We start from the raw sequence: 26379 nt of genomic DNA, 5'->3' as shown, positions 1-26379 counted from the left end.
TCAAGGATGCCTCACTCAGCGCTTTCCTGCCGTTCAGACTCGCTCAGGGCAGCAGGCTGGCCTGGAAGCAGTTCCAACATTTCAGATGCTGTGGTGACACACATGGCATCGTATTCTCGAAGAAGTCGATGACACCCCGCAGAAGCCGCACTCGTCACCGGACCTGGCACAACCCCAAGTGGCCTGCCTAATGAAGCGGCATGATTTGCAGTGTTGAGTGACCCTGAACGCCACCCTGCTTCCATCACAACAGTTGCTTGGGTTGAGGCAGCGATGAGTCGATTGCGAAGCAAGAATCTCCACTTTGTCGGCGCATAACCACAGGGTGCTTCGGCAAGTACTACCCCGGTTTCCATAATCCTTCCCAGCAGAGCATCGTGACCGCTCGGATAGAACCTGTCAACACCACCAGCCAGAAACGCCATGGTTGTTCCTCCCACTGCCAGGGCGCTGCGGTGTGCCATTCCATCAATGCCATAGGCGGCACCAGAGACGATGGAAACACCGCGTTCAGCAATGGCAGAGACCGTTTCCATCGTGACGTGCTCGCCATAACCTGTGGAGGCCCGTGCTCCCACTACGGCAAGAGAATGATCGAATCCGCTCAGGGCAGCGCGCTGACCACGTGCCCACAACGCAACGGGTGCGTGCAGTTCTAAATCTCTGAGCCCCCTGGGCCAAGTATCCTGCTCTGGCGTCAACAGAAAGGCCCCTAATCCTGCTGCGTGAATCACGGCATTGAGCACATCACCTGAACTGAGGCGAGGCTGCCATCGCATGATTCCTTCAGCCAGATCTTCAATGAATAGCTCAGACTCACACTCGATCTCTTCCGGGGCCAAACACTCCTGCACGATTTCATCGGCGCGAAATCGATCAATGAGAAATTGAAGTGCCCTTTCAGCTCCACACATCGAGATGAGCCGACCAGCTACGCGGTCCCCTGGTTCAACCAAGGTTGTCCAGGCCGCGCGAGCGAAAGCGTGAGCAAGAGTTTCGATATCTGCCTCAGTTGGCATGACTTGTCGCATGCTTTCTTCCACGGCAAGACGGGGCAAACCACAAATTGTTGTCATGAAGACCTCCGAAGAGCATCTTCAAACACTTAGTTCACACAGAAACACGCGCAGACAGAAGTTGTGAATAGCTTGTGCTCAACACAACCGTGGAGGACTACTCGTCGAGTGCGAGTTCCTTAGGAAGCTCAAACTCCTTGGACGAGAGTTCTTCCACGTTGACATCCTTGAAGGTGAGCACTCGGACGCTCTTGACGAAGCGATCTGCGCGATAAACATCCCAGACCCACACATCGTTCATGGTGAGCTCGAAATAGAAGTCATGTTCAGCATCAATACGCTTCACGTCAACTTCGTTGGCGAGATAGAAACGACGCTCGGTTTCAATCACATAGGAGAACTGACCCACAACATCGCGATACTCGCGATACAGAGCGAGCTCCGCTTCGCGGTCGTAGTCGTCGAAGTCTTCTTCATCCATGGTGAATCAATCTTATGTCTAACCAAGTGGAGGTTATTTCACCCAACTGGCACGGTGGTAAGGAGTGAGGCCGATCGTCTTGATGGCTTCCATATGAACTGCGGCGCCATAGCCTTTATTCGATGCCCATCCATAGTCAGGATGTTGGGCATCTAAGTTCACCATGAGCTCGTCTCTGGTGACCTTTGCAACAATCGAGGCAGCAGAAACAACAGCACAGTCTTGGTCTGCTTTGACTCGGGTAATCACCGGAAGCTTGCTGGAGAGTGCAGGGTTGAGCCAGTCGTGAGAACCATCAAGTAACACGGTTGCTTCTCCCACAGGAACTCCTGCTTCATGCAGAAGGATGAGCGCTCTGCGCGCAGCAAGCCCCAAACAGGCCGTGATTCCAAGTTCATCAATCTCTGCCGCAGAAGCCTCACCAACGGCCGTTGGGGCCCATGCCTGAACCTCAGGAAACAAGCTCAGACGTTTCTTCTCTGAAACCAATTTGGAATCTCGTAGTCCAGCAGGAAAGTCCTGAACACCTTGCTTCACCGCGCATACACCCACCATGACCGGTCCGGCCATGGCGCCTCTACCAACCTCATCTATTCCGATGATCAGAGATGCTCCACTGGCAAAGAGCTCGTGCTCAACCTCAAGGGTGGGATCTGTAGGCATGGATTTACTGGGCAGACGCCTTGGGGACGTCAGCAAAGACTTCTGGATAGTTGGAGAGCCAACCCCAGTGGCTCATTGGCCAACTGAGGACAAAGGCGCGACCGACAACATTATCCATTCCGACAAATCCTCCACCAGGCTTGTCGGTGTTGTAACGAGAATCCTTGGAGTTGTAGCGGTTATCTCCCATCACAAAGAGGGAACCTTCCGGAACAGTGACATTGAAGTCAATGGCCGAAGCTCGAGTTTCACCTGCAGGGATGGTGATGTAGGGCTCAGTAATAGGAACACCGTTCACGATGATCTTGCCCTCGGCTGAGCAACACTGAACAGTGTCCCCTGGTAGACCAATCACGCGCTTAATCAGGTGGTCGTTGCTATCTGGCGAGGCCAAACCAAACAAGGAGAGAACCCATTCAGTTCCTGCCTGAATACCGGAAAGTTCAACCGGTGGGCGGGCAGGTAGCCAACCGCCTGGATCCTTGAAAACAACAATGTCACCATGATCAACCGCCACTGCCTTAGGAACCAGCTCATTGACAATGACACGGTCATCAATCATCAATGTCTGTTCCATCGATGCAGATGGGATGAAGAAAGAGCGAACGAGGAAGGTCTTCACTAGGAAAGAAACCAGAATCGCAATACCGAAAATAACCAGAACATCCCGAACAAAGAACAGCACCGTTCTGGAGGCAGAGCGCCTCGAAGATGTTGCAGTGGCCATGGTGTGGAATCTCTCTAATATCGCGATTCAAGTCTAGGTTGCCCTTCCCGACAAAAGCCTGTGTAAGGGAAGTGAAACACCGAGGTAAAAAACAAGACCCCCGGGAAAACCGGGGGTCTTGGAAAGTGTTGACTTAGAAGTCGCGCTTTTCTTTGATCTTTGCCTTCTTACCGCGAAGGTTGCGCAGGTAGTACAGCTTCGCGCGACGTACATCACCACGAGAGACAACCTCAATGTGGTCGATGACTGGCGAGTGTACGGGGAACTTACGCTCCACACCTACCTGGAAGGAAACCTTGCGAACGGTAAAGGTTTCGCGAACGCCCTCACCCGAACGACCGATAACGACACCCTGGAAAACCTGGATACGAGAGCGGTTACCTTCGATGATGTTTACGTGAACCTTTACGGTGTCACCGGCGCGGAATTCTGGAATGTCGCTACGCAGTGAAGGAGCGTCTACAGCGTCAAGAATGTGCATGATGTATCTCAATCTGTACAAGCCACAGGCCTCATACGTGAATGATGAAAAAGAACGTGTGCTGTGTTGTAAGTCTCAGTGCCCCCTGTGGCAGGGTAAGACCAACGGCACAAGGATCAATTGTGCCAGAGATTTACTCAGGAAGTAAATCGGGACGAACGCGCTTGGTGCGTTCAAGCTGCTGTTCGTGACGCCAAGCTGCAATCGCAGCGTGATTTCCCGACAGCAAAACCGGTGGAACCTCTAAATCACGCCACGTTGCAGGCTTGGTGTAGCTGGGATACTCCAGCAGGCCATCCTCGTGACTTTCTTCAACCAGGGACTCTGGATTGCCCACCATGCCTGGGATGAGGCGACCGACAGCTTCAATCATGGCTAGTGAAGCAACTTCCCCGCCATTCAAGACATAGTCCCCCAGAGAAATGGGGCGCACACGAATCCGCGTAGCAAAGTGGTCGCTCACACGCTGATCAATTCCTTCATACCGACCACAGGCAAAGATGAGTTGTTCTTCTTCAGCAAGTTCTTTGGCAACCGCCTGAGTGAACTGCTCCCCCGCAGGTGATGGAACGATGAGGACAGGATTGTGAGAGCTCTCAGAATCAGCGAGGATCGCATCGAGAGTGTCACCCCAGGGCTCTGGCTTCATCACCATGCCGGCGCCACCGCCATAGGGGGTGTCATCCACGGTGTGGTGCTTATCTGTGGTGACAGCACGCAAGTCATGCACGCGAGTGTCAATCAGTCCTGATTGTCGCGCCTTACCCAGGAGAGAAACATTGAGAGTGCCGAAGAACTCCGGGAAGATCGTCACAATGTCGATGCGCATTTAGGCCTCGGAAGTTTCCTCAGCTACGTCATCCTCTTCGGGAAGCTCTTCAAAAAGACCACCGGGAGGAGTCAAGGTGACAATGCCCTTGTCGATGTCGACTTCAGGAACGATGGCCTTCACGAACGGAACCATTACTTCACCCTGTGCTGTTTTCACAACGAGCAAGTCCTGTGCTGGCATGTGTTCTACGCGAGCAATGGTGCCAACCTCAACACCGTCACGAACTGCTTTCAGACCGGTGAGTTGGTGGTCGTACCACGCCTCGGGTTCTTCGGGTAGAACAGACGTATCGTGATCTACCCAGAGGATTGCCTTGATTAAAGATTCAGCTGCAGTGCGGTCAGGAACATCTTTGAAGAAGGCAACCGGGTGAGAGTTGTACCAGCGAAGCTCAATGAGTTCGATGTTCTTGCCATACCAGGGAGATTCTTCTGGCACCTGGACAGAGAAAATGGCCCCGGGCACAAAGCGCTTCTCGGGCTCATCAGTGTAGAGCTCGACCTTGATAGCGCCTTTGAGGCCGTGGGCCTTGGTGAGACGACCGACGCGAAGTTGGGTCTGTCTAGTGTCAGCGGCCACGTTAGGCGTCGGTGTCGACGACGTCGACACGAACGTTGCGACCATCTGCAAGAGCGTTCACGACAGTGCGAAGGGCTTTTGCAGTTCGGCCCGAACGGCCGATAACGCGGCCAAGGTCCTCGGGGTTCACATGAACCTCGAGGACCTCACCACGATTGTTCGAACGCACAGCAACCTTCACGTCATCGGGGTTCTCTACGATGCCCTTGACGAGGTGCTTGACTGCTGATGCGAGCATGTTGATTAGGCCTGTTCCTCGCCAGCTGCTTCTACAGCAGCCTGGGCGATTTCCTCAGCCTCGGCAACAACCTCAGCTGCTACCTCTTCAACAACAGCTTCAGCTACAGCCTCTTCGACGATTGCTTCTGCAACTGCCTCGACGACTGCTTCCTCAGCTGCGGCATCTACGATGGCTTCTTCAGCAGCCTCAACAGCTGCCTCTTCCTTCTTAGGTGCCTTCTCAGTCTTTGGAACGAGAACTGGCTTCTTCTTGGTGTCGACAACGAATGCAGCCTTAGGCTCAGCAACCTTGATGGTGCTCTTTGCATTCTTGTCACCCTTGAAGAGTCCCCAGTCACCGGAGAGCTTCAGAAGTGCTTCAACCTGCTCGGTTGGCTGTGCGCCAACAGAGAGCCAGTACTGTGCACGCTCTGAGTTAACCTCGATGAACGAAGGGTTCTCGGTGGGGTGGTACTTACCGATCTCCTCGATAACACGACCGTCACGCTTGGTGCGTGAGTCTGCTACGACGATGCGGTAGAAAGGCGCGCGGATTTTACCCATGCGCTTCAAACGAATTTTGACAGCCACAATTCTCCTGTGAGTGATGTGTAGTGGATGAACTGACGACCGTGAGCGTGGGGGCACACTCGGTACAAGCTCTAAGGGATTCGAGACATATCTGATTAGAGGGTCGGATATGAACCAAACTCGACTTCCTATTCTGGCAGAAGAAAGCCTTGTATTGCTAATCGTTACGTCCATTTCTGCAAGCGCGATGCGTTCCGTGTCAGCATGAAGCCAGCAGTTCGAACTTCATCGAACCTGCACAATATGATTCGGGGGCACACGTGAACATCACCTTTGCTCCTTCTGCCCGCTCAACCGTTGGCATCGAGTGGGAAATTGCTCTGATTGATAAGCAATCTGGGGAATTGAAAAATGTCGCAGATAAGGTCTTAGGCGAGCTGTATGGCCCCGACTTCTCTGCCCATCCCTTCATTACCGGAGAACTTCTCATGAACACGGTGGAGTTGGTCTCCGATGTTCACACCACCGTCACCGGTGCCGTTGAAGACTTGCGCGGACAATTGGCAGAAGTACGCCATGTGACTAATCCCCTAGATATCGATTTGATTTGCTCAGGCAGCCACCCGTTTGCCCAGTGGCAGGAACAGGTGGTTTCCAACAAGGCTCGCTATCACAAGCTGATTGAACGCACCCAGTGGTGGGGGCGAAACATGATGATCTGGGGCATTCATGTCCATGTGGGTGTCGAAGACCGCAGGAAAGTCTTCCCTCTTCTCAATGCCCTCTTGTCCTACTACCCACACCTCCAGGCACTCTCGGCTTCCAGCCCATTCTGGGCTGGAGAAGCCACCGGCTATGCCTCCAACCGTGCACTGATGTTCCAGCAGCTCCCCACAGCTGGTCTGCCCTATGACTTACCTGATTGGGAATCTTTCGAACACTACGTTGATGACCTCACCAGAACAGGAATCATTGATGTGGTCTCAGAAGTGCGCTGGGATGTTCGCCCGGCGCCCAGGTGGGGAACCATCGAATTCCGAGCATGTGATGGGCTTTCCACTGCGGAAGAAATTGGTGCCGTTGCAGCACTGACACAGTCACTGACTGAATGGTTCTCGGCCAAGATAGATGCCGGAGAAGAACTTCCTCATCTCAAACCCTGGTTTGTGCGTGAGAACAAGTGGCGCTCAGCCCGATATGGTCTTGATGCCATCATCATTATCGATAACAACGGCACGGAAGTTCCTGTTCGTGAACATATCCATGCCCTCCTAACTCAACTTCGTCCGACAGCTGAAAAATTAAGCTGTGCCCAAGAGCTTGAGAACATCAACCTGATTCTGGATAAAGGCGCCAGCTACCAACGCCAACTCGCAGTATTTGAAGAAAACAAGGGCGACCTGCGCGAAGTGACACTCTCACTGGCTCGTGAATTGCGCGACGGCCTGTCGTAGAGTTTTCACGTGTGTCGACTCCTGGGTTATGCAGCTCCAGTGCCCCGAACGGTGGCATCTGTGCTCGGTGGCGCTCAATCACGCGTGTTCCTCGATATGGCCAAACTTCACCGCGACGGCTGGGGCTCCTCGTGGATTGATGAATCCGGTGATGTTGAACTCGAGTCAGTCAAACAAAACACTTCCGGACTCGAAGATCAACAACTGCTGGATGCCTTGAGCCGTTTTTCTGCAACGGCCAAGATTATTCACCTCCGCCTTGCCACCGGTGGCATGGCCTGTGAGCCAGAAAACACTCATCCTTTTGTGTCGGGAAACATTTCTTTTGCCCACAATGGCTCATTTCCGGATCTGGAGTCAGTGGAGAAACTCCTCTCCCCCAATGTGCTCGCTGGCATTAAGGGTGATACGGATAGTGAACGCTACTTTGGTCTAATTCAGACGTATCGGGAACAGGGAAGCACTCTTCCCGAGGCTGCACAGAAAGCCGCAGGAACATTGCGCTCCATGTTTCCCACCTCAAGTTTGAATGCACTGTTACTTTCAGAAACCCAACTGATAGCAGTTCACGCCTCCTCCGGAGCACCCAGCCCGGTTGAAGAATTCGACAAACGCGGCATCGATAAAAGCACCCTACCTGCTGACCACGATGATTCTTACTACCTCATGCGAATGAAACAGCGGGTGGATGGCACTATCGTTTTTGCCTCTAGCGGGTTAGACATTGATGACTGGGAACCGCTGGAACACGACAGTGTCACGACGGTGGATTTGAAAACGCTGAAGTACGAAACAGTTGGTATTTAGCGTTCGAGCTTTTTGGCACTGATTACACCAGTGTCAAAGCCCAGTAAGTGCAAACCACCATGGAACCTGGCGTGCTCCACCTTGATACAACGATCCATCACCACTGTGAGGCCCTGTTCTTCGCCATAACGAGCTGCTTCTTCGTTATAGATACCAAGTTGAACCCAAATAGTCTTTGCGCCGATTGCCACAACATCATCGATGACGGAAGGAATGTCGCTGCCCTTGCGGAAAACATCCACAATGTCTGGAACTTCGGGTAGTGAAGCAAGGTCTGGATAGACCTTTTCCCCCAAGATTTCATCGGCATTGGGGTTTACGAAATACACGCGGTAATCGCTGGAGGAAAGAAGATAGGTTCCCACGAAATAACTCGAACGTGCCGGGTTTGGAGATGCTCCGACAATTGCAACGGACTTTGCTGAGTTGAGAATACGCTGACGTGCTTTAGCATCTGGTCCAACCCAGGTGCGCTGAGACTTCAGAAGCTTCGCTAGCGGGGAATTAGCTGGAAGCTCACAGCTGAGGCCATTGGCAAGCTGCGCATTGATGATGTCAGCCATTACTTCCCCTCCACTGCCTTGGTTAGTGCCTGGTCAAGGTCGTAGATGATGTCTTCGACATCCTCGATGCCCACAGATAAACGCACAATGCCAGGAAGAACTCCCGCATCCAGAAGCTGTTGATCTGTGAGTTGAGCGTGAGTGGTGGATGCAGGGTGAATGACGAGAGTCTTTGCATCACCAATGTTGGCAACGTGGCTGGCAAGATCGACAGATTCGATGAATTTACGCCCCACATCACGGCCACCCTTGACCGAGAAGCTAAAGACTGAACCAGGACCCTTGGGCAGATACTTCAATCCCCGTTCATAGTGTGGGTGGCTGGGCAGGCCTGCCCAGTTAACAAACTCAATACGACTGTCCTGGGCAAGCCAGTTGGCCACCTCACGCGCATTGTCAATGTGTGCCTGCATACGATATGGCAGGGTTTCTACTCCTTGTGCGAGCGTGAATGCAGACTGTGCTGAGAGAACTGGCCCAATGTCGCGAAGCTGCTCAGCACGCAAACGAGTAAGGAAGGCATACTCGCCAAAGTTGCCACCCCAGGTGAGACCACCATAGGAAGGAACCGGCTCATCAAAGAGAGGGAATGTGTCGGTGTTCCAATCAAAGCGACCGGACTCGACAACCACACCACCGAGAGTGGTGCCGTGACCGCCTAGGAACTTGGTGGCGGAGTGGATAACAACATCAGCACCCCACTCGATTGGGCGGCAGAGGTAGGGGGTGGCAATGGTGGAGTCAATAATCAGCGGAATACCGTGCGCGTGTGCAACATCAGCAAGTCCTTCAATATCCGCAATCTCGCCAGAAGGGTTTGCTACTGTCTCGGCATAAATCAGCTTTGTCTTCTCGGTAATTGCTGCCGCATAATCTTCAGGATTTGCTGACTGAACAAACGTGGTCTCCACACCAAAACGGCGCAGGGTCACATCTAATTGAGTAATGGAACCCCCGTAGAGGTTTGCTGAAGAAACGATGTGGTCACCTTGCCCGACTAGGGAAGCAAAAGTGATGTATTGCGCTGAAAGTCCACTGGCGGTTGCCACAGCACCGAGACCGCCTTCAAGACTTGCAACTCTCTCTTCAAAAGAAGCAACCGTGGGGTTTGATAATCGCGAGTAGATGTTTCCATACTTCTGCAGGGCAAATCGCGCTGCAGCATCGGCGGTGTCATCGAAGACAAAAGCGCTGGATTGATAGATCGGAAGAGCACGAGCGCCCGTTGTTGAATCCGGGATATTTCCAGCGTGGATTGAGCGGGTCTTAAACCCATATTCGCGATCAGCCATGCCTCAAGGGTATTGAGAACTCATGAATCGCGCCCACTGCCTTCGTCACAGAGCGTCATATGAACAACCAGTGTTCCTGATACTCGGCGAGAATAAGTGCATGGAACAAACTCGCTACCAGGTTCGCTTTGATTGGGCCACCCAAGGCGCCCACGCTATTGGTGAAGATGCTGACGTGATTGTCTGGGTTGATGCCATTAAGGAAGACGGTAGTGACGTAAACCTCACTGAGCTCCCACTAAGTCCCGCTGTCATCAGCGCTGACCTCAGCACAGCACATGCTGCCGCTCAGTGGGTCATTGATCTGCAGGTGAAACTGGCCAAGAGAATTCTGATAGCAGTTGTTGCAGCTGGTTCAAACCGTAATGGTCAGCTCCGTGTTGCAACAGAGGATCTCCTTGCTGCAGGTGCTGTGATTGATCAGCTAGCAGCGTTAGGTCTTGATGCCACTTCACCAGAGGCTGCTGCAGCAGAGGCCGCTTATCGAGGTCTTGCTCGCGCAACATCACACTTGCTCACAGCCGTCACTACGACAGCAACAACTCAACCCTCGCCAGAACTGCTCAAGGTTAATACCGGTTTGAGTGCTGCTGACGTGAAAGTTCTGCGCAGCTAGGGACTAGTTGTCCTCGGCCTTGAAGTTCAACGAGATCGAGTTCATGCAGTAACGATCTCCCGTTGGGGTTCCGAAACCATCTGGGAAGACGTGACCCAAGTGCGAACCACACTTTGCACAGAGTACCTCGGTGCGCTCAATACCAAGTGAGTGGTCTGGGCGAAGTTCAACAGCATCGGGTCGAACAGATTCGTAGAAGGAAGGCCACCCGCAACCAGAATCGAACTTGGTTCCGGCGGTGAAAAGTTCGTTGTTACACGCCTTGCAGGTGTAGATACCAGCACGGTCTTCATCTAGGAGCTCACCAGACCAGGCACGTTCAGTTGCTGCTTCACGCAGAACCGCATATTCCTCAGCAGAAAGCTCTGCACGCCACTGGTCGTCGTTCTTCTCTACGTCGTAAGCCATGGTGAAATTCTAAGCCTGTTCCTCTGTGAGCTTCTACGCCCAGCGACGAACTGCCCACTTTTCAAACAATCCCAGAAGTGCATCCGTGGTCTTGCCGAAGACGGCAAGCAAGATGATGGCCAGAATCACTCGATCTGTTCGGCCATTGTTTTGCGAATCAAGGAGCAAGAAACCCAGACCAGCAGAAGAAGCAATCAATTCTGCCGCGACCAGGAAGAGCCAAGACTGTGCCAAGGCGAGGCGCAGACCTGAAATAACAGAAGGAACTACGGCAGGAAGCTGCACGGTAGTGAAGAGCTGAACTCCGGAAAGTCCGAAAGCACGTCCTGCTTCAACAAGCTGCTTGTCCACATGGCGCAAAGCAGCGGCAACCGTTGTGTAAACGGGGAAGAATGCACCAATAGCAATCAGGGTGATTTTGGACTCTTCACCGATTTTGAGCCACAGAAGCAGCAAGGGCACCCATGCTAAAGATGGGACGGCACGAATAGCGCCGAAGGTGGAACCAAAGAAGAAGTCCCAGACTCGTGCCAAACCAACGATTGCTCCGAAGAACAATCCCAGGCTGGCACCGATGGCGAACCCAATCAATACGCGTTGAACTGAGATGCCAATGAATGGGCCAAGAAGCCCACGTTGAACCAAGTCGACTCCTGCAAGCCACACCATTTCAGGTGATGGAAGCTGGCCCACGGTGAAAATGCCAAGGCTGGACGTGAGCTGCCATGCCAGCAAGATGGCTATCGGCAGGATGGAGCTAATGAGGAATTGTCCCCCTCGGGTGGACGTGAAGCGAGCACGACGAACCGATCCCCCGCCCTGGCGGGCAGCCTTCCCTCGGGCTTGTGCCCTAGGTGTGAGATCGGTCGTCGCGCTCATGCTTCGTATCCTGGTGTTTACCGTGGCGAATTACTTCGCTACAGCAGCCTCGGTCGCCTTCACATCGATGTCCTTGTAGGACTTCTTGATGAAGGTGGTGTCGTAGAGCGTCTTCAAAGCCTCATCGACCTGTGCCTGGGTAGCAACGTCTCCGTTAGCTACGAAGACCTTGCCAATGCCCTTGAGGAGCTTGGTCTGCTTCTTGCCAGGAATGGGGTTGATGTCGATGACGGTGCGCTCGGTAATAACAGTCTTAGCAACTGGAACGGTGAGTCCGGAAGCTGCTGCAAGAACTGCGTAGGTTGCGTCGGGGTTAGCAATCGCGTACTGACGAGCCTGCTCGTACACGTTGGTGACAACCTGAGCAATGTCTGCCTTCTCCTTGATGAAGGTTTCGGTGCCGTTCAGGAACCCGTAGCTGTTGAAGTCCACGTTGCGGTAGATCAGCTTTGCACCTTCAGTCTCAGCACCAGCAAGGATGGGGTCAAGACCAGCCCATGCGTCTACGGAACCGTTGAACAGTGCAGTCTTTCCATCAGCGTGTGCCAGGTTCTGAATGGTCACAGTAGCTGGGTCAACGCCTGCTTCTTCGAGTGCCTGAAGCAGGAAGAAGTAGGGGTCAGTACCCTTCTTTGCTGCAACAGTCTTGCCCTTGAGGTCCTTCACGCTCTTGATGGTCGAGTCAGGCCCAACAGCAAGTGCTGCCCATTCAGGCTGGTCAAAGATCTCGAGAGTCTTGATGGGTGAACCGTTGGAACGTGCCAGAAGTGCAGCAGAACCTGCAGTAGATCCCACGTCAAGAGCTCCTGCGAGAAGCTTGGCATTTGCGTCAGCAGAAGACAATGACTGAACCCAGTTGACCTTGATACCCGTGTCAGCAAGTTCTTCTTCAAGCCAGCCGTAGTTCTTGATTAGCAGCGAGAGAGGGTTGTAGGTAGCGAAGTCGATGTTGAGAGTTTCGCCGGTGTGGTCGATAACCGCAGCAGCTTCTTCAGTAACGACAGGCTTGGACTCCCCTGCGCAACCGGTGAGAACCAGCGCGAGAGCAGCAACGCCTGCTGTGACAGAAGCGAGTAGTGATATTTTCGTCATGGTGTGTTTTGTATCTTTCGGATTTTGTGATGTGCAAAGGAAGTTTTAGATGCTGAAAGTGCTGGTCGTGTGACGATCAACACCAAGGCCCTCAAGCAGGTGTGCTCTGAGTTCAGCCAGTTCTGCGGAGCCACGGTCGCGAGGTCGGCCACCAGGAACAGTTACCAATTCCGAGATGGTCGCACCGGGCTCCCCGGGCATTCGTCCCAACAAGATGACACGGTCAGCCAGTTGCAATGCCTCGTCAACGTCGTGGGTAACCAAAAGGACAGTTGTAGGTGCAGCTGCGTGAATATCCAAGAGCAGATCCTGCATTTTCAAACGAGTCAGGGCATCAAGTGCTCCGAAAGGCTCGTCCAGGAGCAGCACGCCAGGGTTACGTGCCAGTGCACGAGCTAGAGAGGCGCGCTGTGCCATGCCGCCTGAAATTTCACGTGGCCTATGGTGAGCTGAAGCACTCAGTCCAACAAGTTCCAGCAGCTCAGCGACGCGTGCTTCACCTTCTGCTTTGTCGATGCCGTGAGGAAGTCCGAGAGCAACGTTTTGTGTAACTGAGCGCCAGGGAAAAAGTCGTGGTTCTTGAAAAGCAAATGCCGATCGAGAATCAATACCTTCAACGGGAGTTCCATCTATGGTGACGTTTCCAGTAAAACCTGTGTCGAGTCCGGCGGTAATGCGCAGCAAAGTTGACTTTCCACATCCGCTGGTTCCAAGGATGGCAACAAGCTCACCAGGCTTGACCGTGATGTTGATGTCGCGCAGAACAATTCGAGGCTCAGCCGACTCACCTCGACGGGTGTTGGTTGCAGTGAAGCTGCGCCCAACACCGTCGAAGCGCACCTCAAACGCCGTGTTGGTCACAGCGTAAGGCATTGTCGTGGAGGAGGCCATGTCTCGAGATTAGAAAGCTCTCGGTCGCAGATGAAACCAGCCGACATTGTTTGTAACTGAGTTACGCAGGATTACATCAAGTTCGAAAGACGACGCCGAAAACGATAAGGAGAAAAAGTGTCGAAATGGCAAATTTGATCAATTTTGGGCACTCAATATGGCGTGAAAGTTACGAAAGGTTGAGCTGACTCCTGAAGTAAAGCAAAGTTCTCCATAACGTTGACTTCATATCAATCGAAGGAAATACCATGACAGTTGAACTCGTAGACGGACTGAGCGCCGAAGAATTCAAACTTGCATTTCGTCACCACCCCGCAGGAGTTGCTGTCATCACTGCAGATGCAGGACATGGCCCTGTCGGACTTACAGCAAGTTCTGTTTTTTCTGTCAGTGCCGATCCGGCTGTGCTGGTGTTCTCGGTTTCTGGCTCGTCTTCTAGTGCTCCGACTCTGAATGCCGCAGATACCGTTGTGGTTCACCTGTTGCTGTCTGACCACATTGATATTGCCAAACTGTGCGCAACAAGCGGGATCAACCGTTTTGAAGACACCACCATCTGGGACCGGCTTCCTACAGGTGAGCCATACTTCAAAAATGCTCAGGCACGTATTCGTGGACGAGTCATTAACAAGATGCCTATCGGGGACTCAACGGTCTTTGCCGTTCACGCACTCGAAGCTGATATTCCTGACGAGGATCCTGCGTCAAATCCTTTGGTGTACCACAACCGTTCTTGGCACCATCTCGGTGACCACTCTAGGCTCTAGCGGTTTTTGTAACTAAATTGAGCACCACGGTGCTCACGCGGAAGTTGGTCTCCTCGACCATGCAACTTGTTGCGAAGAGTTCCTGGTACATATTCAGTTGGGTACACACCTCGCTTTTGGAGCTCGGGAACTACCCACTTCACAACATCATGAAAAGACCCTGGCGTGATCGCGTAACTGAGGTTGAAGCCGTCTACATCAGTAGCTTCAGCCCATTCCTGAAGCTGGTCAGCAACCTCAGAAGGTGAACCCACGAGAACCGGGCCATATCCACCAAGCTTTGAGTATTCCGCGATATCTCGCACAGTCCATTCGCGGCCTTCATCTGATTCCTGCTTGAACGCATCGACAGTTGTCTGAATTGCATTGCTCTTGATGTAACCAACGGGTGCTTCAAATTCGTATTCAGAGAGATCAACGCCCATCCACCCCGACATCAGTACAAGTGCCGCCTCAGGGTCTGCATATTTCAAGAGTTCTGCATGTTTAGCGTGTGCTTTTTCACTGATTTCATCCACAACAATGGTGAGCATCGTGTATATCTTGGCGGCATATCTATCGCGACCTGCAGCCTCCAGTCCGTCCCGCAGAGCAGTAACTTGTGTGCGGAGAGTTTCCTTTGAGGGCGCCCCCACAAAAATGGCTTCAGCATTTTCAGCAGCAAATGTGATTCCACGTTTAGACGCACCGGCTTGATAAATCACGGGCGTGCGCTGAGGGGATGGCTCAACCAAGTGAATTCCAGGAACAGTGAAATGTTTACCGTGATGGTTGATGTCATGCACCTTGGCGGGATCTGTATAGATGCCTGATTCCCTATCGCGAATTACGGCATCGTCTTCCCATGAACCTTCCCAAAGTTTGTAGAGAACCTCGAGATATTCATCGGCATGGTCATAACGAGCATCATGTTCTAACTGATCGGTGTTTCCCATGTTGCGAGCAGCAGATGGCAAATATCCCGTCACGACGTTCCACCCCACCCGACCCTTCGTCAAGTGATCCAGTGTGCTGATACGACGTGAGAATGGATAAGGGTGCTCATAAGCAGTTCCAGCAGTAACACCAAAACCAAGATTCTTTGTTACCGCAGCCATGGCAGAGACCACCATCAACGGATCGGTCACAGGGACTTGTGTTGCTTTTGCTAGTGCACCGTCATGGGAGTTCCCATAAACGTCATAGGTACCCAAAACATCAGCGATGAATATTCCGTCGAAAATACCATTTTCAAGTGTTTGCGCAAGTTCGGTCCAGTAGTCGATATCGGTATATCTATACGCCTGATCATCTGGATGACGCCAGGTTCCTGCAGAAATGTGGCCTACACAACTCATGTCGAAGGCATTGAAACGTATCTGTTTGGGCATGCTGCATTTTTGCATCAGGACAGCATTCCTTTTCCTTGAGTTACCTTGTGTTTCTTTTGAGAATGCGCTTTGTTACGGCACTAGAGAAGATGAATAAGCGTCAATAACCCTGAACTCAAGGATCATCATGAGCACTGTTGCCACATACACACGTAGCCCCTGGACCGGCAATGCAACTACTGAGGAAATTGCACACTGGAGCAATATTGCCGAGGAAGTGGCAGCAAAGATTTCTATCGATGCTCTCGAGCGTGACAAGCACAGTACTCCTCCATTTGGTCCTCTCCAGGTTTTGCGCGATTCTGGTTTGGCAAACTTTCTCGTTCCCGCCGAATTTGGTGGTAGCGGTGGACACTGGGAAACCGCTTTCCTCATTACCCGTATCTTGGCTCGAGCTGATGCCTCAATTGCTCAAATCCTGGGATATCACTATCTCAACCAGGCCTGCATCACCTTCTACGGCCCAGATGAGGCGAAGCAAGCGCACTGGTTTTCCAAGAGTTCATCGAACAAGTGGATTTGGAGCGACGCTTTCAACCCGGTCAGTCCAGATCTCAGCTTGGTTGCTGACGGAGATAACTACATTCTTGGTGGTCTCAAGCATTTTGCCACCGGTGCTGCAGTGGCGGACATCGTAATTTCATGCGGCGTTGCTCAAGGCGGCGAATTCGATGGCGAACTTCTCATCTTCGCTATCGATGGAAAACGTTCCGGTGTGGAGCACCTAGACAACTGGGATCACTTAGGTCAACGCTCTTCTGCAAGTGGCTCTGTCAGATTCAATAATGTTGTCATCACACCTGCTGACATCATCGGAATCGATCAAGAGGAACCTTTCTCTTCTGTGGTTACTCCAGGTGTTCAATTGTTGTTCGGCAACATTTACTTAGGGATTGCAGAAGGTGCACTTGACCAAGCCAAGGCTTTGACTCTGGCACGTCCCAATTCTTGGTTCCTCAGCAACGTCGATCGCTATTCAGAAGATCCCATCACTCACCGAGTTTTCGGCGAATTGGTTTCCAAGACTGTTGCTGTAGAGGCATTGGCCGACAAACTCAACCGAAGCTATGACGATGCTGTTGCACTCAGCGCAGCTACAACTGCCGAGGATCGTGCACGTCTTGAAATCAGCATTGCTCAGCTCAAGGTAATTTCGACTGAAGTCGGCATCGAAGTTTCCAACCGTGTCTATGAGGTGACTGGAGCTAGTGCTACCAAGTCCAGCATTGGCTTGGATGTGTACTGGAGAAACATTCGCACCCACTCTCTGCACGATCCTGTCGATTACAAAAAAATCGAAGTGGGCGCAAACTTCCTCACCGGTGCTGTTGCACCCGTTTCTCTCTACACATAAGGAGTCACAATGTCGACCAACGAGACTCCTACCTTTGCCGAGTTAGCAGCAAAGTACCGCCCTGTTTTTTCACGAATTGCTGAAGACTCTCTTCAACGAGAACTCGACCGAACACTCCCCACCGAACAAATTCAGTGGCTCAAAGAAGCAGGTTTCACGGGCGTTCGTGTTCCAAAAGAATACGGTGGCGATGGCGCATCCCTTCCCCAACTTTTCAAGCTCTTGGTTGAGTTGGCGTCAGCTGATCCACATGTTCCACAGGCGTTCCGGGGACACATTGCTTTTGTTGAAGATCGCCTTCAGGCCGCCCCTTCCGAGGATCGTGACGAATGGCTTACCCGGTTTGCTCAGGGTGAACTAGTTGGTAATGCTGTGACTGAAATCGGAACAGTTGCATTAGGTGACGTTCGCACCAAACTCACCGAAAACGGTGACGACTTCACCATCACAGGCAGCAAGTACTACACAACCGGAAGTATCTTCGCGGAGTGGATTGACACGAACGCCCTACGGCCAGATGGTGTGGAAGTGGCAGCAATTGTCAGTACAGATACTGAACTCATTCAAATTTCTGACGACTGGACCGGCTTTGGGCAAAAACTTACTGGAAGTGGGACTGCTGTCTTTACCCAGGCTCCTGTTCAAGGAAAGCATGTCTATGTTTTTTCAGATCGTTTCAGCTACCAGACTTCTCTCTACCAATTAATTCTGGTTGCTGTCACTGCCGGAATCACTCGCGCAGCGGCACAAGATGCAGCAAGTCAGGTTGCTAACCGTTCACGCACATTCAGCCACGGAAACCACGACGAAACACGTCATGACCCCCAAGTATTAGAAGTTGTCGGTCGCATTGCCGCTCAGGCTTCCGCTGCAGAGGCCATTGTTGTGGCCGCTGCTGAATCTTTACAGGAAGCTGCAGATGCTCACGGAACTGAAAGTGAAGCGGACGCCAAGCGCGAAGCTGAACTGAAGTCGGCAGAGGCACAGATTGTCGTCACCAAGTTAGCCCTTGAAGCGTCAACAAATCTTTTTGATGGACTAGGCGCTTCAGCGGTCTCCACTTCCCAAGCGCTGGATCGTCACTGGCGAAATGCTCGAACAGTTACCTCACATAACCCCGTTGCATTCAAAGCTCGCATCGTTGGGGACTGGCTCGTGAACCAAGCAGAGCCTCCTTACGAGTGGTACATCGGCGTTGGACGACCACAGAAGGACAAGTAACCATGTCGAATTACATTGCACTCAATGCGTTCAGCATGAATACTCTCAGTCACCTCTCTCCTGGTGTCTGGCGTCATTCACGAGATGAAGCTCGTCGCTATCTGGATCTGGACTACTGGATGCAATTGGCCAAGACTCTGGAAGATGGCAAGATTGATGCGCTATTCCTGGCAGATGTGCTCGGTGTCTATGACGTTTATGGCGGTAACTCAGATGCTGCCCTCAGTGGTGGCGTGCAAGTACCACTGAATGACCCTCTCGCGCTTATTCCAGCAATGGCATCTGTAACTGAAAATCTGGGGTTCGCCATGACAGCCGCAGTGTCCTACGAACACCCCTTTCCTTTCGCGCGACGGATGAGCACGCTCGACCATCTCACTAAGGGTCGCGTGGGCTGGAATGTGGTTACCGGTTATCTCAATAGCGGTGCAGTCAACTTCGGTGTCAGCGCTCAAGAGGCACATGACCGTCGTTACGACATCGCAGATGAATACCTCGAGGTTTGCTACAAACTCTGGGAAACCAGCTGGCAAGATGACGCAGTTATCGCCGACAAGGCAACAGGTGTTTATGCCGAACCGAGCAAAGTCCACCCCATCAATCACGAGGGTGAATTCTTCAAGGTTCCAGGCATTCACCTCAGTGAGCCCTCCCCGCAACGCACACCTGTGATCTATCAGGCTGGGGCATCAAAACGAGGTTTGGAATTTTCTGCCAAGCACGGCGAAGGAATCTTTGTTGCAGCTCCAAGTCGAACCGTTCTCACCAAGCAAGTTGCGGGAATTCGACAAGCACTAGAGGATGCCGGCCGTGAGCGCAGTTCAGCCACGATATTGAACCAGCAAACCGTAATCGTTGCAGAGACAGATGCTGAAGCTCAACAAATGTTCGAAAGCTACCTCGAGGTTGCCTCACCAGTGGGTGCTCTCACCTTGATGAGCGGCTGGACCGGCATTGACTTCTCCAAGCTCAAGCTGGATAGTACTTTCGAAGATCAGGAAAGCAACGCCATCCAATCAGCAGTTAAAGCCTTCAGCCAAGCAGATCCCGACAAGAAGTGGACCATTCGCGAAATTGCTGACTACGCACGTGTCGGCGGAGACGGTCCAGTGATCGTGGGTTCTCCTACAACCGTTGCGGATCAGCTCGAAGAGTGGGTCGAAGAAACCGGCGTGGACGGTTTCAATTTGGCCGCTGCAGCAGTTCCAGAATCGTGGGAACAGATAACTGGTCTTCTCGTTCCTGAATTGCAAAAGCGTGGACGCCACAAGACCGAATACTCACCCGGAACACTTCGTGAAAAGCTGACAGGAAACACTGCGCGAATTAACACTCCGGTTACGCAAAACATCCGTAAATAAAGGATTTCCTGTTCTTTTATTACGTCATGTTGAGCCATGAAACCTTTTGTTACAAGCACATTTTCCATTCCTGAATGAACTACCTAATGTTCAATAAACCCCTTCTTTATTGAACAAAGGAAATAATCATGGCTGACACTCTCACAGCCCCCGAGACTGCGAAAGCGACCGAGAATACTCGCAAGCTTCGTGGAACTCTTGGCGTGGCAAGCATTGTGTTCATCGTTGTCGCTGCAGCTTCCCCGCTGGGTGTTATCGGTGGACCCGTCCCTCTCGGTATCGCATTTGGTAATGGTGCAGGTTTCCCCTTTACCTTCGTGATTGCAACCGTCGTACTCCTCTTCTTCGCAGTGGGCTTTACCTCTGCGACGCCTTTCGTTAAGTCTGCTGGTGCGTTCTACGCCTATGTCGACAAGGGACTTGGACGTGCTCCGGGTATCGGAACCGCTTTCGTAGCGTTGTTCTCCTACCTCGCTCTTGAAGCTGGTGTGTTCGGTCTGTTCGGTCCAGCACTCGATGGTCTTCTCGAGTCATATGGTCTTCCTGCAGTTCCCTGGTGGGCATACGCTGCACTAGGCCTCGTGGTCGTTGCCTGGGTTGGCTACCGCAAAATTGAGCTTTCAGGACGTGTCCTGGGCGTGCTTCTGATTGCTGAAGTTCTGATCGTTATCGCTCTCGATGCTGTCGTCGTCTTCAGCGGTGGTGGACCCGAGGGTTACTCCAACGGAATTTTCAACCCCACCGAGATTCTCTCTGGAGCTCCCGGTTTCGGTATCCTCTTCGCAATCCTCAGCTTCATCGGTTTCGAAGCAACTGCTGTCTTCCGCGACGAAGCGCGTGATCCTGAGCGCACTATTCCTCGTGCAACCTACATCTCACTGATTGCTATCGGGATTTTCTATGCTGTTTCCAGCTGGGTTCTCGTATCTGCAAACGGACAGAGCCAAGTTGTTGCAATCGCCTCAGAAAACCCTGGTGGAATTCTTGCTGTGACCACTGAGAAGTACCTTGGCGTTGTGGGTGGCCACATCATTCAGGTTCTCTTTGTAACGAGCTTGTTTGCCTGCATTCTGTCGTTCCACAACATTGTGTCGCGCTACATCTTCTCGCTTTCAGCTAACCGTGTGCTCCCACACTCTCTTTCTGAAGCACACGGAAAGCACGGATCGCCTTCTCGTGCATCTGTTGTAGCAACCACAATCGTTGCGGTTCTCCTCGCTGCAGCAGTTGCACTTGGCCTGGATCCCATCGTCCAGTTCTACACCTGGCTTGGTGGAATCTCTTCGGTTGGTATCGTTCTGCTTCTGGTTATCACCAGCGTTGCAGTGCTTGGTATTTTCCGTAAGGACAAGCACAACCTCAGTGCATGGAAGACAGTTATCGCACCAGTCATTGGACTTGTCGGTCTTCTCTTCTTCCTCTACCTCATCCTGCAGAACCTACCTGTTCTGGTTGGTGAAGAGTCCTATGGCCCCTTCTCCTTCGGTGTGCTGATCATTATTGCCCTGGCTTTCATTGCTGGACCCGTCTTGGCTGCGGTCAAGAAGGATGTGGAACTCTCCTAACGAAGTTCACGAACAAGGGGAATCGGTCCTCTCCCTCCTTTCGGAGGGGGAGGACTTTCTCATTGATCAAATCCTCAATCGCAATATGTTACGCAACAAACGCTTTCTTCGAATTGTGACGTAACAAAACTGCTTATGGCTTTGAAACCGATAAATCCCCTGTTAGCGTCATCTCATCGTGATTACTTCTCGTCTCTGTTGTTGTCGCTAGTTCCTTTTCCGAACTAGTTCTTCAGCGTGCCTCTGAGCGCACGCACACTCCACAACAACATCGAGACGTATCTGCGTAGAGCAGAGGTCTCCCTCATCACTAGGGATAACCCATGAAGTACGCACACACTGTCACAGACGCCATCGGCAACACACCTCTGATCAAGCTCAACCACGTCACTGAAGGAATCAAGGCAACCGTCTTGGTCAAGCTTGAGTTCACGAACCCCGGAGGTTCCGCTAAAGACCGTATAGCGGAGAAGATCCTCGACGCTGCTGAGCGTGAAGGAAAACTCAAGCCGGGCGGAACCATTGTTGAAGCCACATCAGGTAATACCGGCGTTGGTCTGGCGCTTTTTGCACAACTACGCGGATACAAAACCATATTTGTCGTGCCAGACAAAGTTTCGATCGATAAACAGAACACGATGCGTGCCTACGGTGCTGAGGTCATTGCGACTCCAACGAACGTGGAGCCTAACGACCCCCGTTCTTACTATTCGGTGAGCGACCGTCTCGTTACTGAAATTCCTGGTGCGTTCAAACCCAACCAATACGACAACCCCAATGGGCCGGCGAGTCACTACGCCACCACTGGTCCAGAGATTTGGCGTGATACCGAAGGAAGCATCACCCACTTTGTTGCTGGTATTGGCACCGGTGGAACGATTACCGGTACCGGCCGTTTCCTTAAAGAGGCATCTGCGGGGGGCGTCAAAGTCATTGGCGCTGATCCTCAAGGTTCTATTTATTCTGGTGGCCCTATCCACGGCTACAACGTGGAAGGTGTTGGTGAAGACTTTTGGCCTCAAGCTTTTGATCCGAGTATTCCAGATGAGGTACTCATGGTCACTGACGCTGAGTCTTTTGCGATGACACGTCGATTGGCCAGAGAAGAAGGCCTACTTGTAGGTGGTTCTTCTGGAATGGCGGTGGTGGCAGGATTACGCGCCGCCCAGTCACTACCCGCAGATGCCGTCGTTGTGATTTTGCTTCCAGACTCTGGCCGCGGCTACCTCGGCAAGGTGTTCAACGATGACTGGATGCGCGAGAAGGGCTACGAGGTAGAGGTAAGCGAAGACCAACTCGAACTTCGCGAACGCATTTCCGCCATAACTAACTCACTCTCACTTTCGTACGTCTAACACTCCCAAACAACTAAGGACTTCTCATGTCAGGATTCAACACTCGTGCTGTGCACGCAGGCCAAGAACCAGATCAGCTCACTGGAGCTGTCATTCCTCCAATCCACCTTTCTTCCACATATGCCCAAGATGGAGTAGGCAATCTCCGGGCAGGTTATGAATATTCCCGCAGTGGTAACCCCACACGTGACAACCTGCATGAAAGCATTGCTGCACTCGAAGGCGGTCACCGAGCTTTCTCCTTCGCCAGCGGACTTGCTGCCGAAGACGTCCTCATTCGCACCGTGGTACGTCCCGGTGACCACATCGTGCTCGGCAACGATGCTTATGGTGGCACCTATCGCTTAATCAATGGCGTCTTTGGGGAGTGGAACATTGGCCACACCGCAACTGACTTAGGCGACCTTGAAGGTGCTCGAAAAGTAATCCAGGCCACACAACCCAAGATTGTGTGGGTCGAAACACCTTCTAATCCGCTTCTTAAGATTGTGGATATTGCTGGTTTGGCTCAAATTGCCCACGAAGTGGGCGCCATTTTGGTTGTAGACAACACGTTCGCAACCCCCGCACTCCAGCAACCGCTGAGTCTCGGTGCTGATGTTGTCATCCACTCGACCACTAAATACATCGGTGGCCACAGTGACGTCGTTGGTGGCGCATTGATCGTGAAGGACAACACCTGGGGCGACAAGATTGCCTACCTTCACAATGCAGCAGGAGCTGTTTCAGGACCTTTTGATGCCTATCTCACCTCTCGAGGAATCAAGACCCTTGGAATCCGTATGAAGCAGCATTCTGCAAATGCACAAACGATTGCGGAAGCACTGCTGTCACACCCATCTATCGAGGCTGTCTACTACCCAGGTCTTCCCTCTCACCCAGGTCATGCCATTGCCCAAGAACAGATGTCCTTGTTCGGCGGAATGCTTTCGGTCCGTGTCTCTGGCGGACAGAAAGCTGCTCTCGATTTCGTGGCAAACACAAAGCTCTTCACACTTGCTGAATCACTCGGAGGAGTGGAATCTCTTATTGAATACCCGTATTTAATGACTCATGTTTCGGTTGCGGGAACGGAGTTAGAAGTTCCCGACAATTTGGTTCGTCTCAGTGTCGGAATCGAAGATGTCGAGGATTTACTCGCAGATATTCACGCAGCGCTCATGGCAATTGGATAAGGAACATTAAATGACTACTACTCAACTCACCTCACTGCCCATTATTGATTTCTCCTTGGCTCAAGGAACTCAGCAAGATAGGGAAGAACTTCGGGATCAACTCCGTCGCGTCACTCACGAGATTGGTTTCTTCTATCTCACTGGGCACGGTATTGAAAAAGATTTCATTGATGAATTTGTTTCTACATCACGACAGTTTTTCAAACTGCCTGAGGAATCAAAGCTCCAGTTAGAGAACACTCAAAGTCCTCACTTCCGTGGATACACACGAGTAGGTGGCGAACTGACTCAAGGCAAGGTTGATTGGCGTGAACAATTGGACATTGGCCCAGAACGTCCGGCACTAGACCGTACTGTATTCACTGAAGACTTCTGGACGCTCCAGGGACCTAACCTCTGGCCAGGCGATCTTCCTCGCCTTCGAGAACTTTCAGAACGATGGATTGAAGAACTTTCTGCCCTCAGTCGCAAACTGCTGTCAGAATGGGCTGCCGCACTCGGAGCACCTGCGGACTTCTTTGATACAAGCTTCGACGAGCTCTCTGCTCCGCTCCTCAAGATTGTCCGTTACCCCGGCAAATCTGGGGAAACTCCCCAACAGGGAGTAGGCGCACACAAGGACCTCGGTGTCCTCACGCTTTTGTATGTGGAAGAAGGCAAGGCAGGTCTTCAGGTGGAATACGAAGGCGAATGGATTGATGCTCCTCCAGTATCTGGAGCATTTGTGGTGAACATCGGAGAGATGCTCGAAATCGCAACAAACGGATTTCTCAAAGCAACACTCCACCGAGTGATATCCCCAGAGATTGGTGACGACAGAATCTCGTTCCCCTTCTTCTATGCACCCCGGTTGGATGCCAGCATTCCAACTATTGAACTTCCAGAGAAGTTGGCTGAACAATCTCGTGGTGTTACTCAAGATCCGAACAATGTGTTGCACACCATCTTTGGAGAGAATTCTTTGAAGAGTCGCGTGCGAGCACATCCCAACGTCGTCGAAGCACACCATCCATACCTGATCAGCGCCTCAAGTCTTCTAGGGCAGGGGTACTAAAGCGTTTCTCCCCTAGAAAGACTCAGCCCTCCGCAATTGCGGAGGGCTGATGTCATTTAGGTTATAGAACTAGCCTTTACCCAGCATTTTCTGCAAAGCTTCGAGCTCTTCTGGACTTGGTCCACCTGAGGCGCCCTGGTTACCCAGACCGAATCCACCACCGTTACCAGGCTTTACTCCCCCAGCTGCAAGAGCTGCGTTCTCGGCAGCGCGCTTGGCAGGGTTTCCTGACTTGGAGCCCTTCTTCTTGGCCTGCTGCTTTTTCCCGCCGTGACCCATGGCACCCATGGGACCCATTCCTGGAATCTGTGGCATTCCGCCCTTGGCTACGGTCTTCATCATCTTGGCGGCTTGCTCAAAACGGTTGACGAGGGCATTGACGTCAGTCACGGTCATGCCCGAACCCTTAGCAATTCGCAGACGACGTGAGCCATTCAAGAGCTTGGTGTTCTGACGCTCTGCCTTCGTCATCGATTGAATGATGGCTTCGGTGCGAACGAGTTCCTTCTCATCGAAGTTCTCGAGCTGTTCCTTCATGGCACCAGCACCTGGCAGCATGCCCAGCATCTTCTTCATGGAACCCATGTTTTTCAGCTGCTGCATCTGCTTGAGGAAGTCCTCAAGCGTGAAGGAGTCAGTGGCGAACTTCTCTTGAAGCTGTGCTGCTTCCTTCTCGTCGAAGGCTTCTTGAGCTTGCTCAATCAGGGTGAGGATGTCACCCAGGTCGAGGATACGACTGGCCATACGGTCAGGATAGAAAGGCTCGAAGTCATCAAGGTTTTCACCTGTGGAGGCGAACATGATGGGGCGCTGAGTTTCAGAAACAACAGACAACGCAGCACCACCGCGGGCATCACCATCAAGTTTGGTGAGGACAACACCGGTGAAGTCCACTCCTTCTTGGAATGCCTGTGCTGTTGACACAGCATCTTGACCGATCATCGCGTCGATGACAAACAACACTTCATCAGGATTAGTTGCCTTGCGAATATCCGCTGCCTGCTTCATCAGCTCAGCGTCTACACCTAGACGACCCGCGGTGTCGATGACGACGACGTCGTACTGCTTGTCGGTAGCGAACTTGATGGAGTCTTTAGCGACTTTGACGGGGTCTCCCACACCATTACCTGGCTCTGGAGAGTACACAGCGACACCGGCGTTCTTACCAACTACTTCGAGCTGCTGAACGGCATTAGGACGCTGAAGGTCACACGCCACCAATAGTGGTGTGTGCTTGTCTTTGGCTAAGTACTTAGCCAACTTTCCAGCCAGGGTTGTCTTACCCGCACCCTGAAGTCCAGCAAGCATGATGATGGTTGGTGGCTTCTTGGCAAATTCAAGACGACGTTGTGCACCACCAAGGATGGTGACAAGTTCTTCATTCACGATCTGAACGACCTGCTGAGCAGGGTTGAGGGCCTTGTTGACCTCATCACTGAGTGCACGTTCACGAACATCGTTGGTGAACTTCTTGACAACGTTCAGCGAAACGTCAGCATCGAGCATGGCGCGACGAATTTCGCGCAGCGTGCCATCGACATCTGCTGGAGAGAGTTTTCCCTTACCGCGAAGGTTTTTGAGGGACTCTGTTAGTCGTGTTGAGAGTGATCCGAAGGTTGCCATAAC

Annotated in this window: 26 protein-coding genes and 2 pseudogenes; 11 read left to right on the top strand and 17 right to left on the bottom strand. The window is 52.2% G+C overall.

Annotated features, from left to right (window positions below):
- Positions 1 to 11: 11 nt before the first annotated feature.
- The 9 genes and pseudogenes from dprA to rpsP form a co-directional block, all read right to left on the bottom strand.
- Positions 12 to 1076, bottom strand: a complete 1065-nt coding sequence (gene dprA / locus M2120_RS00620; RefSeq protein ID WP_280796804.1) for a DNA-processing protein DprA — start codon at positions 1074 to 1076, stop codon at positions 12 to 14.
- Between the two features lie 97 nt (positions 1077 to 1173).
- Complete coding sequence (locus M2120_RS00615; protein WP_110233074.1) at positions 1174 to 1497, bottom strand: DUF2469 domain-containing protein; 324 nt, start codon at positions 1495 to 1497, stop codon at positions 1174 to 1176.
- Positions 1498 to 1530: 33 nt separating this feature from the next.
- A complete protein-coding gene (locus tag M2120_RS00610) occupies positions 1531 to 2160 on the bottom strand; it encodes a ribonuclease HII (RefSeq protein ID WP_280796803.1) in 630 nt (209 codons plus the stop codon).
- Between the two features lie 4 nt (positions 2161 to 2164).
- Positions 2165 to 2887, bottom strand: a complete 723-nt coding sequence (gene lepB, locus M2120_RS00605; RefSeq protein ID WP_280796802.1) for a signal peptidase I — start codon at positions 2885 to 2887, stop codon at positions 2165 to 2167.
- A 133-nt stretch (positions 2888 to 3020) separates the two neighbouring features.
- Positions 3021 to 3368: a 50S ribosomal protein L19 gene (gene rplS / locus M2120_RS00600; protein ID WP_096380636.1), complete on the bottom strand. Its 348-nt coding sequence runs from the start codon at positions 3366 to 3368 to the stop codon at positions 3021 to 3023.
- A 133-nt stretch (positions 3369 to 3501) separates the two neighbouring features.
- Positions 3502 to 4197 (bottom strand): tRNA (guanosine(37)-N1)-methyltransferase TrmD, encoded by a 696-nt coding sequence (gene trmD, locus M2120_RS00595; RefSeq protein WP_280796801.1) that lies wholly within the window; start codon positions 4195 to 4197, stop codon positions 3502 to 3504.
- Positions 4198 to 4824, bottom strand: a complete 627-nt coding sequence (gene rimM / locus M2120_RS00590; protein ID WP_432418521.1) for a ribosome maturation factor RimM — start codon at positions 4822 to 4824, stop codon at positions 4198 to 4200.
- Complete coding sequence (locus M2120_RS00585; protein WP_280796799.1) at positions 4781 to 5017, bottom strand: RNA-binding protein; 237 nt, start codon at positions 5015 to 5017, stop codon at positions 4781 to 4783. Before M2120_RS00585 ends, rimM begins: the two co-directional genes overlap by 44 nt.
- 158 nt (positions 5018 to 5175) lie before the next feature.
- Positions 5176 to 5589, bottom strand: a pseudogene (gene rpsP, locus M2120_RS00580) (30S ribosomal protein S16); the annotation flags it as partial.
- A gap of 260 nt (positions 5590 to 5849) precedes the next feature.
- Here rpsP and M2120_RS00575 point away from each other — a divergent pair.
- Both M2120_RS00575 and M2120_RS00570 read left to right on the top strand, forming a co-directional pair.
- Positions 5850 to 6983: a glutamate--cysteine ligase gene (locus M2120_RS00575; RefSeq protein ID WP_280796797.1), complete on the top strand. Its 1134-nt coding sequence runs from the start codon at positions 5850 to 5852 to the stop codon at positions 6981 to 6983.
- A 9-nt stretch (positions 6984 to 6992) separates the two neighbouring features.
- On the top strand, positions 6993 to 7790 hold the full coding sequence (locus tag M2120_RS00570; protein ID WP_280796796.1) for a class II glutamine amidotransferase: 798 nt from the start codon (positions 6993 to 6995) through the stop codon (positions 7788 to 7790).
- Here M2120_RS00570 and M2120_RS00565 read toward each other — a convergent pair.
- Positions 7787 to 8353 carry a CoA-binding protein gene (locus M2120_RS00565; protein ID WP_280796795.1) on the bottom strand — a complete coding sequence of 189 codons (567 nt, stop codon included), beginning with the start codon at positions 8351 to 8353 and terminating at the stop codon, positions 7787 to 7789. The genes M2120_RS00570 and M2120_RS00565 overlap by 4 nt on opposite strands.
- The gene (locus tag M2120_RS00560; RefSeq protein ID WP_280796794.1) at positions 8353 to 9645 is read right to left on the bottom strand and encodes an O-acetylhomoserine aminocarboxypropyltransferase/cysteine synthase family protein; all 1293 of its coding nucleotides are present in this window, start codon (positions 9643 to 9645) and stop codon (positions 8353 to 8355) included. Before M2120_RS00560 ends, M2120_RS00565 begins: the two co-directional genes overlap by 1 nt.
- Positions 9646 to 9745: 100 nt before the next feature.
- On the opposite strand from M2120_RS00560, the gene M2120_RS00555 reads away from it, so the two are divergent.
- Positions 9746 to 10261 carry a hypothetical protein gene (locus M2120_RS00555; protein ID WP_280796793.1) on the top strand — a complete coding sequence of 172 codons (516 nt, stop codon included), beginning with the start codon at positions 9746 to 9748 and terminating at the stop codon, positions 10259 to 10261.
- A gap of 3 nt (positions 10262 to 10264) precedes the next feature.
- On the opposite strand, the gene msrB is transcribed toward M2120_RS00555, so the two are convergent.
- From msrB to M2120_RS00535, 4 genes are read right to left on the bottom strand one after another with little or no spacing between them, the layout of a single operon-like run.
- Positions 10265 to 10669, bottom strand: coding sequence for a peptide-methionine (R)-S-oxide reductase MsrB (gene msrB, locus M2120_RS00550; protein WP_280796792.1), 405 nt, complete (start codon positions 10667 to 10669; stop codon positions 10265 to 10267).
- Between the two features lie 33 nt (positions 10670 to 10702).
- Entirely contained in the window at positions 10703 to 11548 is an 846-nt protein-coding gene (locus M2120_RS00545; protein ID WP_280796791.1) for an ABC transporter permease, read from the bottom strand.
- A 30-nt stretch (positions 11549 to 11578) separates the two neighbouring features.
- On the bottom strand, positions 11579 to 12640 hold the full coding sequence (locus tag M2120_RS00540; RefSeq protein WP_280796790.1) for an aliphatic sulfonate ABC transporter substrate-binding protein: 1062 nt from the start codon (positions 12638 to 12640) through the stop codon (positions 11579 to 11581).
- A gap of 45 nt (positions 12641 to 12685) precedes the next feature.
- On the bottom strand, positions 12686 to 13531 hold the full coding sequence (locus M2120_RS00535; protein WP_280796789.1) for an ABC transporter ATP-binding protein: 846 nt from the start codon (positions 13529 to 13531) through the stop codon (positions 12686 to 12688).
- Between the two features lie 248 nt (positions 13532 to 13779).
- On the opposite strand from M2120_RS00535, the gene M2120_RS00530 reads away from it, so the two are divergent.
- Complete coding sequence (locus tag M2120_RS00530; RefSeq protein ID WP_280796788.1) at positions 13780 to 14298, top strand: flavin reductase family protein; 519 nt, start codon at positions 13780 to 13782, stop codon at positions 14296 to 14298.
- Here M2120_RS00530 and M2120_RS00525 read toward each other — a convergent pair.
- Positions 14295 to 15668 carry an LLM class flavin-dependent oxidoreductase gene (locus tag M2120_RS00525; RefSeq protein ID WP_280796787.1) on the bottom strand — a complete coding sequence of 458 codons (1374 nt, stop codon included), beginning with the start codon at positions 15666 to 15668 and terminating at the stop codon, positions 14295 to 14297. The genes M2120_RS00530 and M2120_RS00525 overlap by 4 nt on opposite strands.
- A 127-nt stretch (positions 15669 to 15795) precedes the next feature.
- On the opposite strand from M2120_RS00525, the gene M2120_RS00520 reads away from it, so the two are divergent.
- The 7 genes and pseudogenes from M2120_RS00520 to M2120_RS00490 all read left to right on the top strand — a co-directional run bounded on the left by M2120_RS00520 (position 15796) and on the right by M2120_RS00490 (position 24753).
- Positions 15796 to 17022, top strand: a complete 1227-nt coding sequence (locus M2120_RS00520) for an acyl-CoA dehydrogenase family protein (protein WP_280796786.1) — start codon at positions 15796 to 15798, stop codon at positions 17020 to 17022.
- 9 nt (positions 17023 to 17031) lie between these two features.
- Positions 17032 to 18243: an acyl-CoA dehydrogenase family protein gene (locus tag M2120_RS00515; RefSeq protein ID WP_280796785.1), complete on the top strand. Its 1212-nt coding sequence runs from the start codon at positions 17032 to 17034 to the stop codon at positions 18241 to 18243.
- 2 nt (positions 18244 to 18245) lie between these two features.
- Positions 18246 to 19604, top strand: coding sequence for an LLM class flavin-dependent oxidoreductase (locus tag M2120_RS00510; RefSeq protein WP_280796784.1), 1359 nt, complete (start codon positions 18246 to 18248; stop codon positions 19602 to 19604).
- A 128-nt stretch (positions 19605 to 19732) separates the two neighbouring features.
- Positions 19733 to 21169, top strand: a complete 1437-nt coding sequence (locus tag M2120_RS00505; RefSeq protein ID WP_280796783.1) for an APC family permease — start codon at positions 19733 to 19735, stop codon at positions 21167 to 21169.
- A 323-nt stretch (positions 21170 to 21492) separates the two neighbouring features.
- Positions 21493 to 22440, top strand: a pseudogene (locus M2120_RS00500) (pyridoxal-phosphate dependent enzyme); the annotation flags it as partial.
- Between the two features lie 110 nt (positions 22441 to 22550).
- Positions 22551 to 23699, top strand: coding sequence for a cystathionine gamma-synthase (locus M2120_RS00495; RefSeq protein ID WP_280796782.1), 1149 nt, complete (start codon positions 22551 to 22553; stop codon positions 23697 to 23699).
- Positions 23700 to 23709: 10 nt separating this feature from the next.
- The gene (locus tag M2120_RS00490) at positions 23710 to 24753 is read left to right on the top strand and encodes an isopenicillin N synthase family dioxygenase (RefSeq protein WP_280796781.1); all 1044 of its coding nucleotides are present in this window, start codon (positions 23710 to 23712) and stop codon (positions 24751 to 24753) included.
- 69 nt (positions 24754 to 24822) lie between these two features.
- On the opposite strand, the gene ffh is transcribed toward M2120_RS00490, so the two are convergent.
- A complete protein-coding gene (ffh, locus tag M2120_RS00485) occupies positions 24823 to 26376 on the bottom strand; it encodes a signal recognition particle protein (protein WP_280796780.1) in 1554 nt (517 codons plus the stop codon).
- Positions 26377 to 26379 lie beyond the last annotated feature (3 nt).

It is taken from the genome of Aurantimicrobium minutum (assembly GCF_029893825.1).
GTDB lineage: Bacteria > Actinomycetota > Actinomycetes > Actinomycetales > Microbacteriaceae > Aurantimicrobium > Aurantimicrobium minutum_C.
Note: the sequence above shows the minus strand (reverse complement) of the source record. Positions and strands in the feature narration are given on the sequence as shown.

Bases quoted from the DNA above. Each gene is read 5' to 3' on its own strand.
- dprA (WP_280796804.1), bottom strand. From the start codon at position 1,076: ATGACAACAATTTGTGGTTTGCCCCGTCTTGCCGTGGAAGAAAGCATG.
- M2120_RS00615 (WP_110233074.1), bottom strand. From the start codon at position 1,497: ATGGATGAAGAAGACTTCGACGACTACGACCGCGAAGCGGAGCTCGCT.
- M2120_RS00610 (WP_280796803.1), bottom strand. From the start codon at position 2,160: ATGCCTACAGATCCCACCCTTGAGGTTGAGCACGAGCTCTTTGCCAGT.
- lepB (WP_280796802.1), bottom strand. From the start codon at position 2,887: ATGGCCACTGCAACATCTTCGAGGCGCTCTGCCTCCAGAACGGTGCTG.
- rplS (WP_096380636.1), bottom strand. From the start codon at position 3,368: ATGCACATTCTTGACGCTGTAGACGCTCCTTCACTGCGTAGCGACATT.
- trmD (WP_280796801.1), bottom strand. From the start codon at position 4,197: ATGCGCATCGACATTGTGACGATCTTCCCGGAGTTCTTCGGCACTCTC.
- rimM (WP_432418521.1), bottom strand. From the start codon at position 4,824: ATGGTCGCAACGTTCGTGTCGACGTCGTCGACACCGACGCCTAACGTG.
- M2120_RS00585 (WP_280796799.1), bottom strand. From the start codon at position 5,017: ATGCTCGCATCAGCAGTCAAGCACCTCGTCAAGGGCATCGTAGAGAAC.
- M2120_RS00565 (WP_280796795.1), bottom strand. From the start codon at position 8,353: ATGGCTGACATCATCAATGCGCAGCTTGCCAATGGCCTCAGCTGTGAG.
- M2120_RS00560 (WP_280796794.1), bottom strand. From the start codon at position 9,645: ATGGCTGATCGCGAATATGGGTTTAAGACCCGCTCAATCCACGCTGGA.
- M2120_RS00555 (WP_280796793.1), top strand. From the start codon at position 9,746: ATGGAACAAACTCGCTACCAGGTTCGCTTTGATTGGGCCACCCAAGGC.
- msrB (WP_280796792.1), bottom strand. From the start codon at position 10,669: ATGGCTTACGACGTAGAGAAGAACGACGACCAGTGGCGTGCAGAGCTT.
- M2120_RS00545 (WP_280796791.1), bottom strand. From the start codon at position 11,548: ATGAGCGCGACGACCGATCTCACACCTAGGGCACAAGCCCGAGGGAAG.
- M2120_RS00540 (WP_280796790.1), bottom strand. From the start codon at position 12,640: ATGACGAAAATATCACTACTCGCTTCTGTCACAGCAGGCGTTGCTGCT.
- M2120_RS00535 (WP_280796789.1), bottom strand. From the start codon at position 13,531: ATGGCCTCCTCCACGACAATGCCTTACGCTGTGACCAACACGGCGTTT.
- M2120_RS00530 (WP_280796788.1), top strand. From the start codon at position 13,780: ATGACAGTTGAACTCGTAGACGGACTGAGCGCCGAAGAATTCAAACTT.
- M2120_RS00525 (WP_280796787.1), bottom strand. From the start codon at position 15,668: ATGCCCAAACAGATACGTTTCAATGCCTTCGACATGAGTTGTGTAGGC.
- M2120_RS00520 (WP_280796786.1), top strand. From the start codon at position 15,796: ATGAGCACTGTTGCCACATACACACGTAGCCCCTGGACCGGCAATGCA.
- M2120_RS00515 (WP_280796785.1), top strand. From the start codon at position 17,032: ATGTCGACCAACGAGACTCCTACCTTTGCCGAGTTAGCAGCAAAGTAC.
- M2120_RS00510 (WP_280796784.1), top strand. From the start codon at position 18,246: ATGTCGAATTACATTGCACTCAATGCGTTCAGCATGAATACTCTCAGT.
- M2120_RS00505 (WP_280796783.1), top strand. From the start codon at position 19,733: ATGGCTGACACTCTCACAGCCCCCGAGACTGCGAAAGCGACCGAGAAT.
- M2120_RS00495 (WP_280796782.1), top strand. From the start codon at position 22,551: ATGTCAGGATTCAACACTCGTGCTGTGCACGCAGGCCAAGAACCAGAT.
- M2120_RS00490 (WP_280796781.1), top strand. From the start codon at position 23,710: ATGACTACTACTCAACTCACCTCACTGCCCATTATTGATTTCTCCTTG.
- ffh (WP_280796780.1), bottom strand. From the start codon at position 26,376: ATGGCAACCTTCGGATCACTCTCAACACGACTAACAGAGTCCCTCAAA.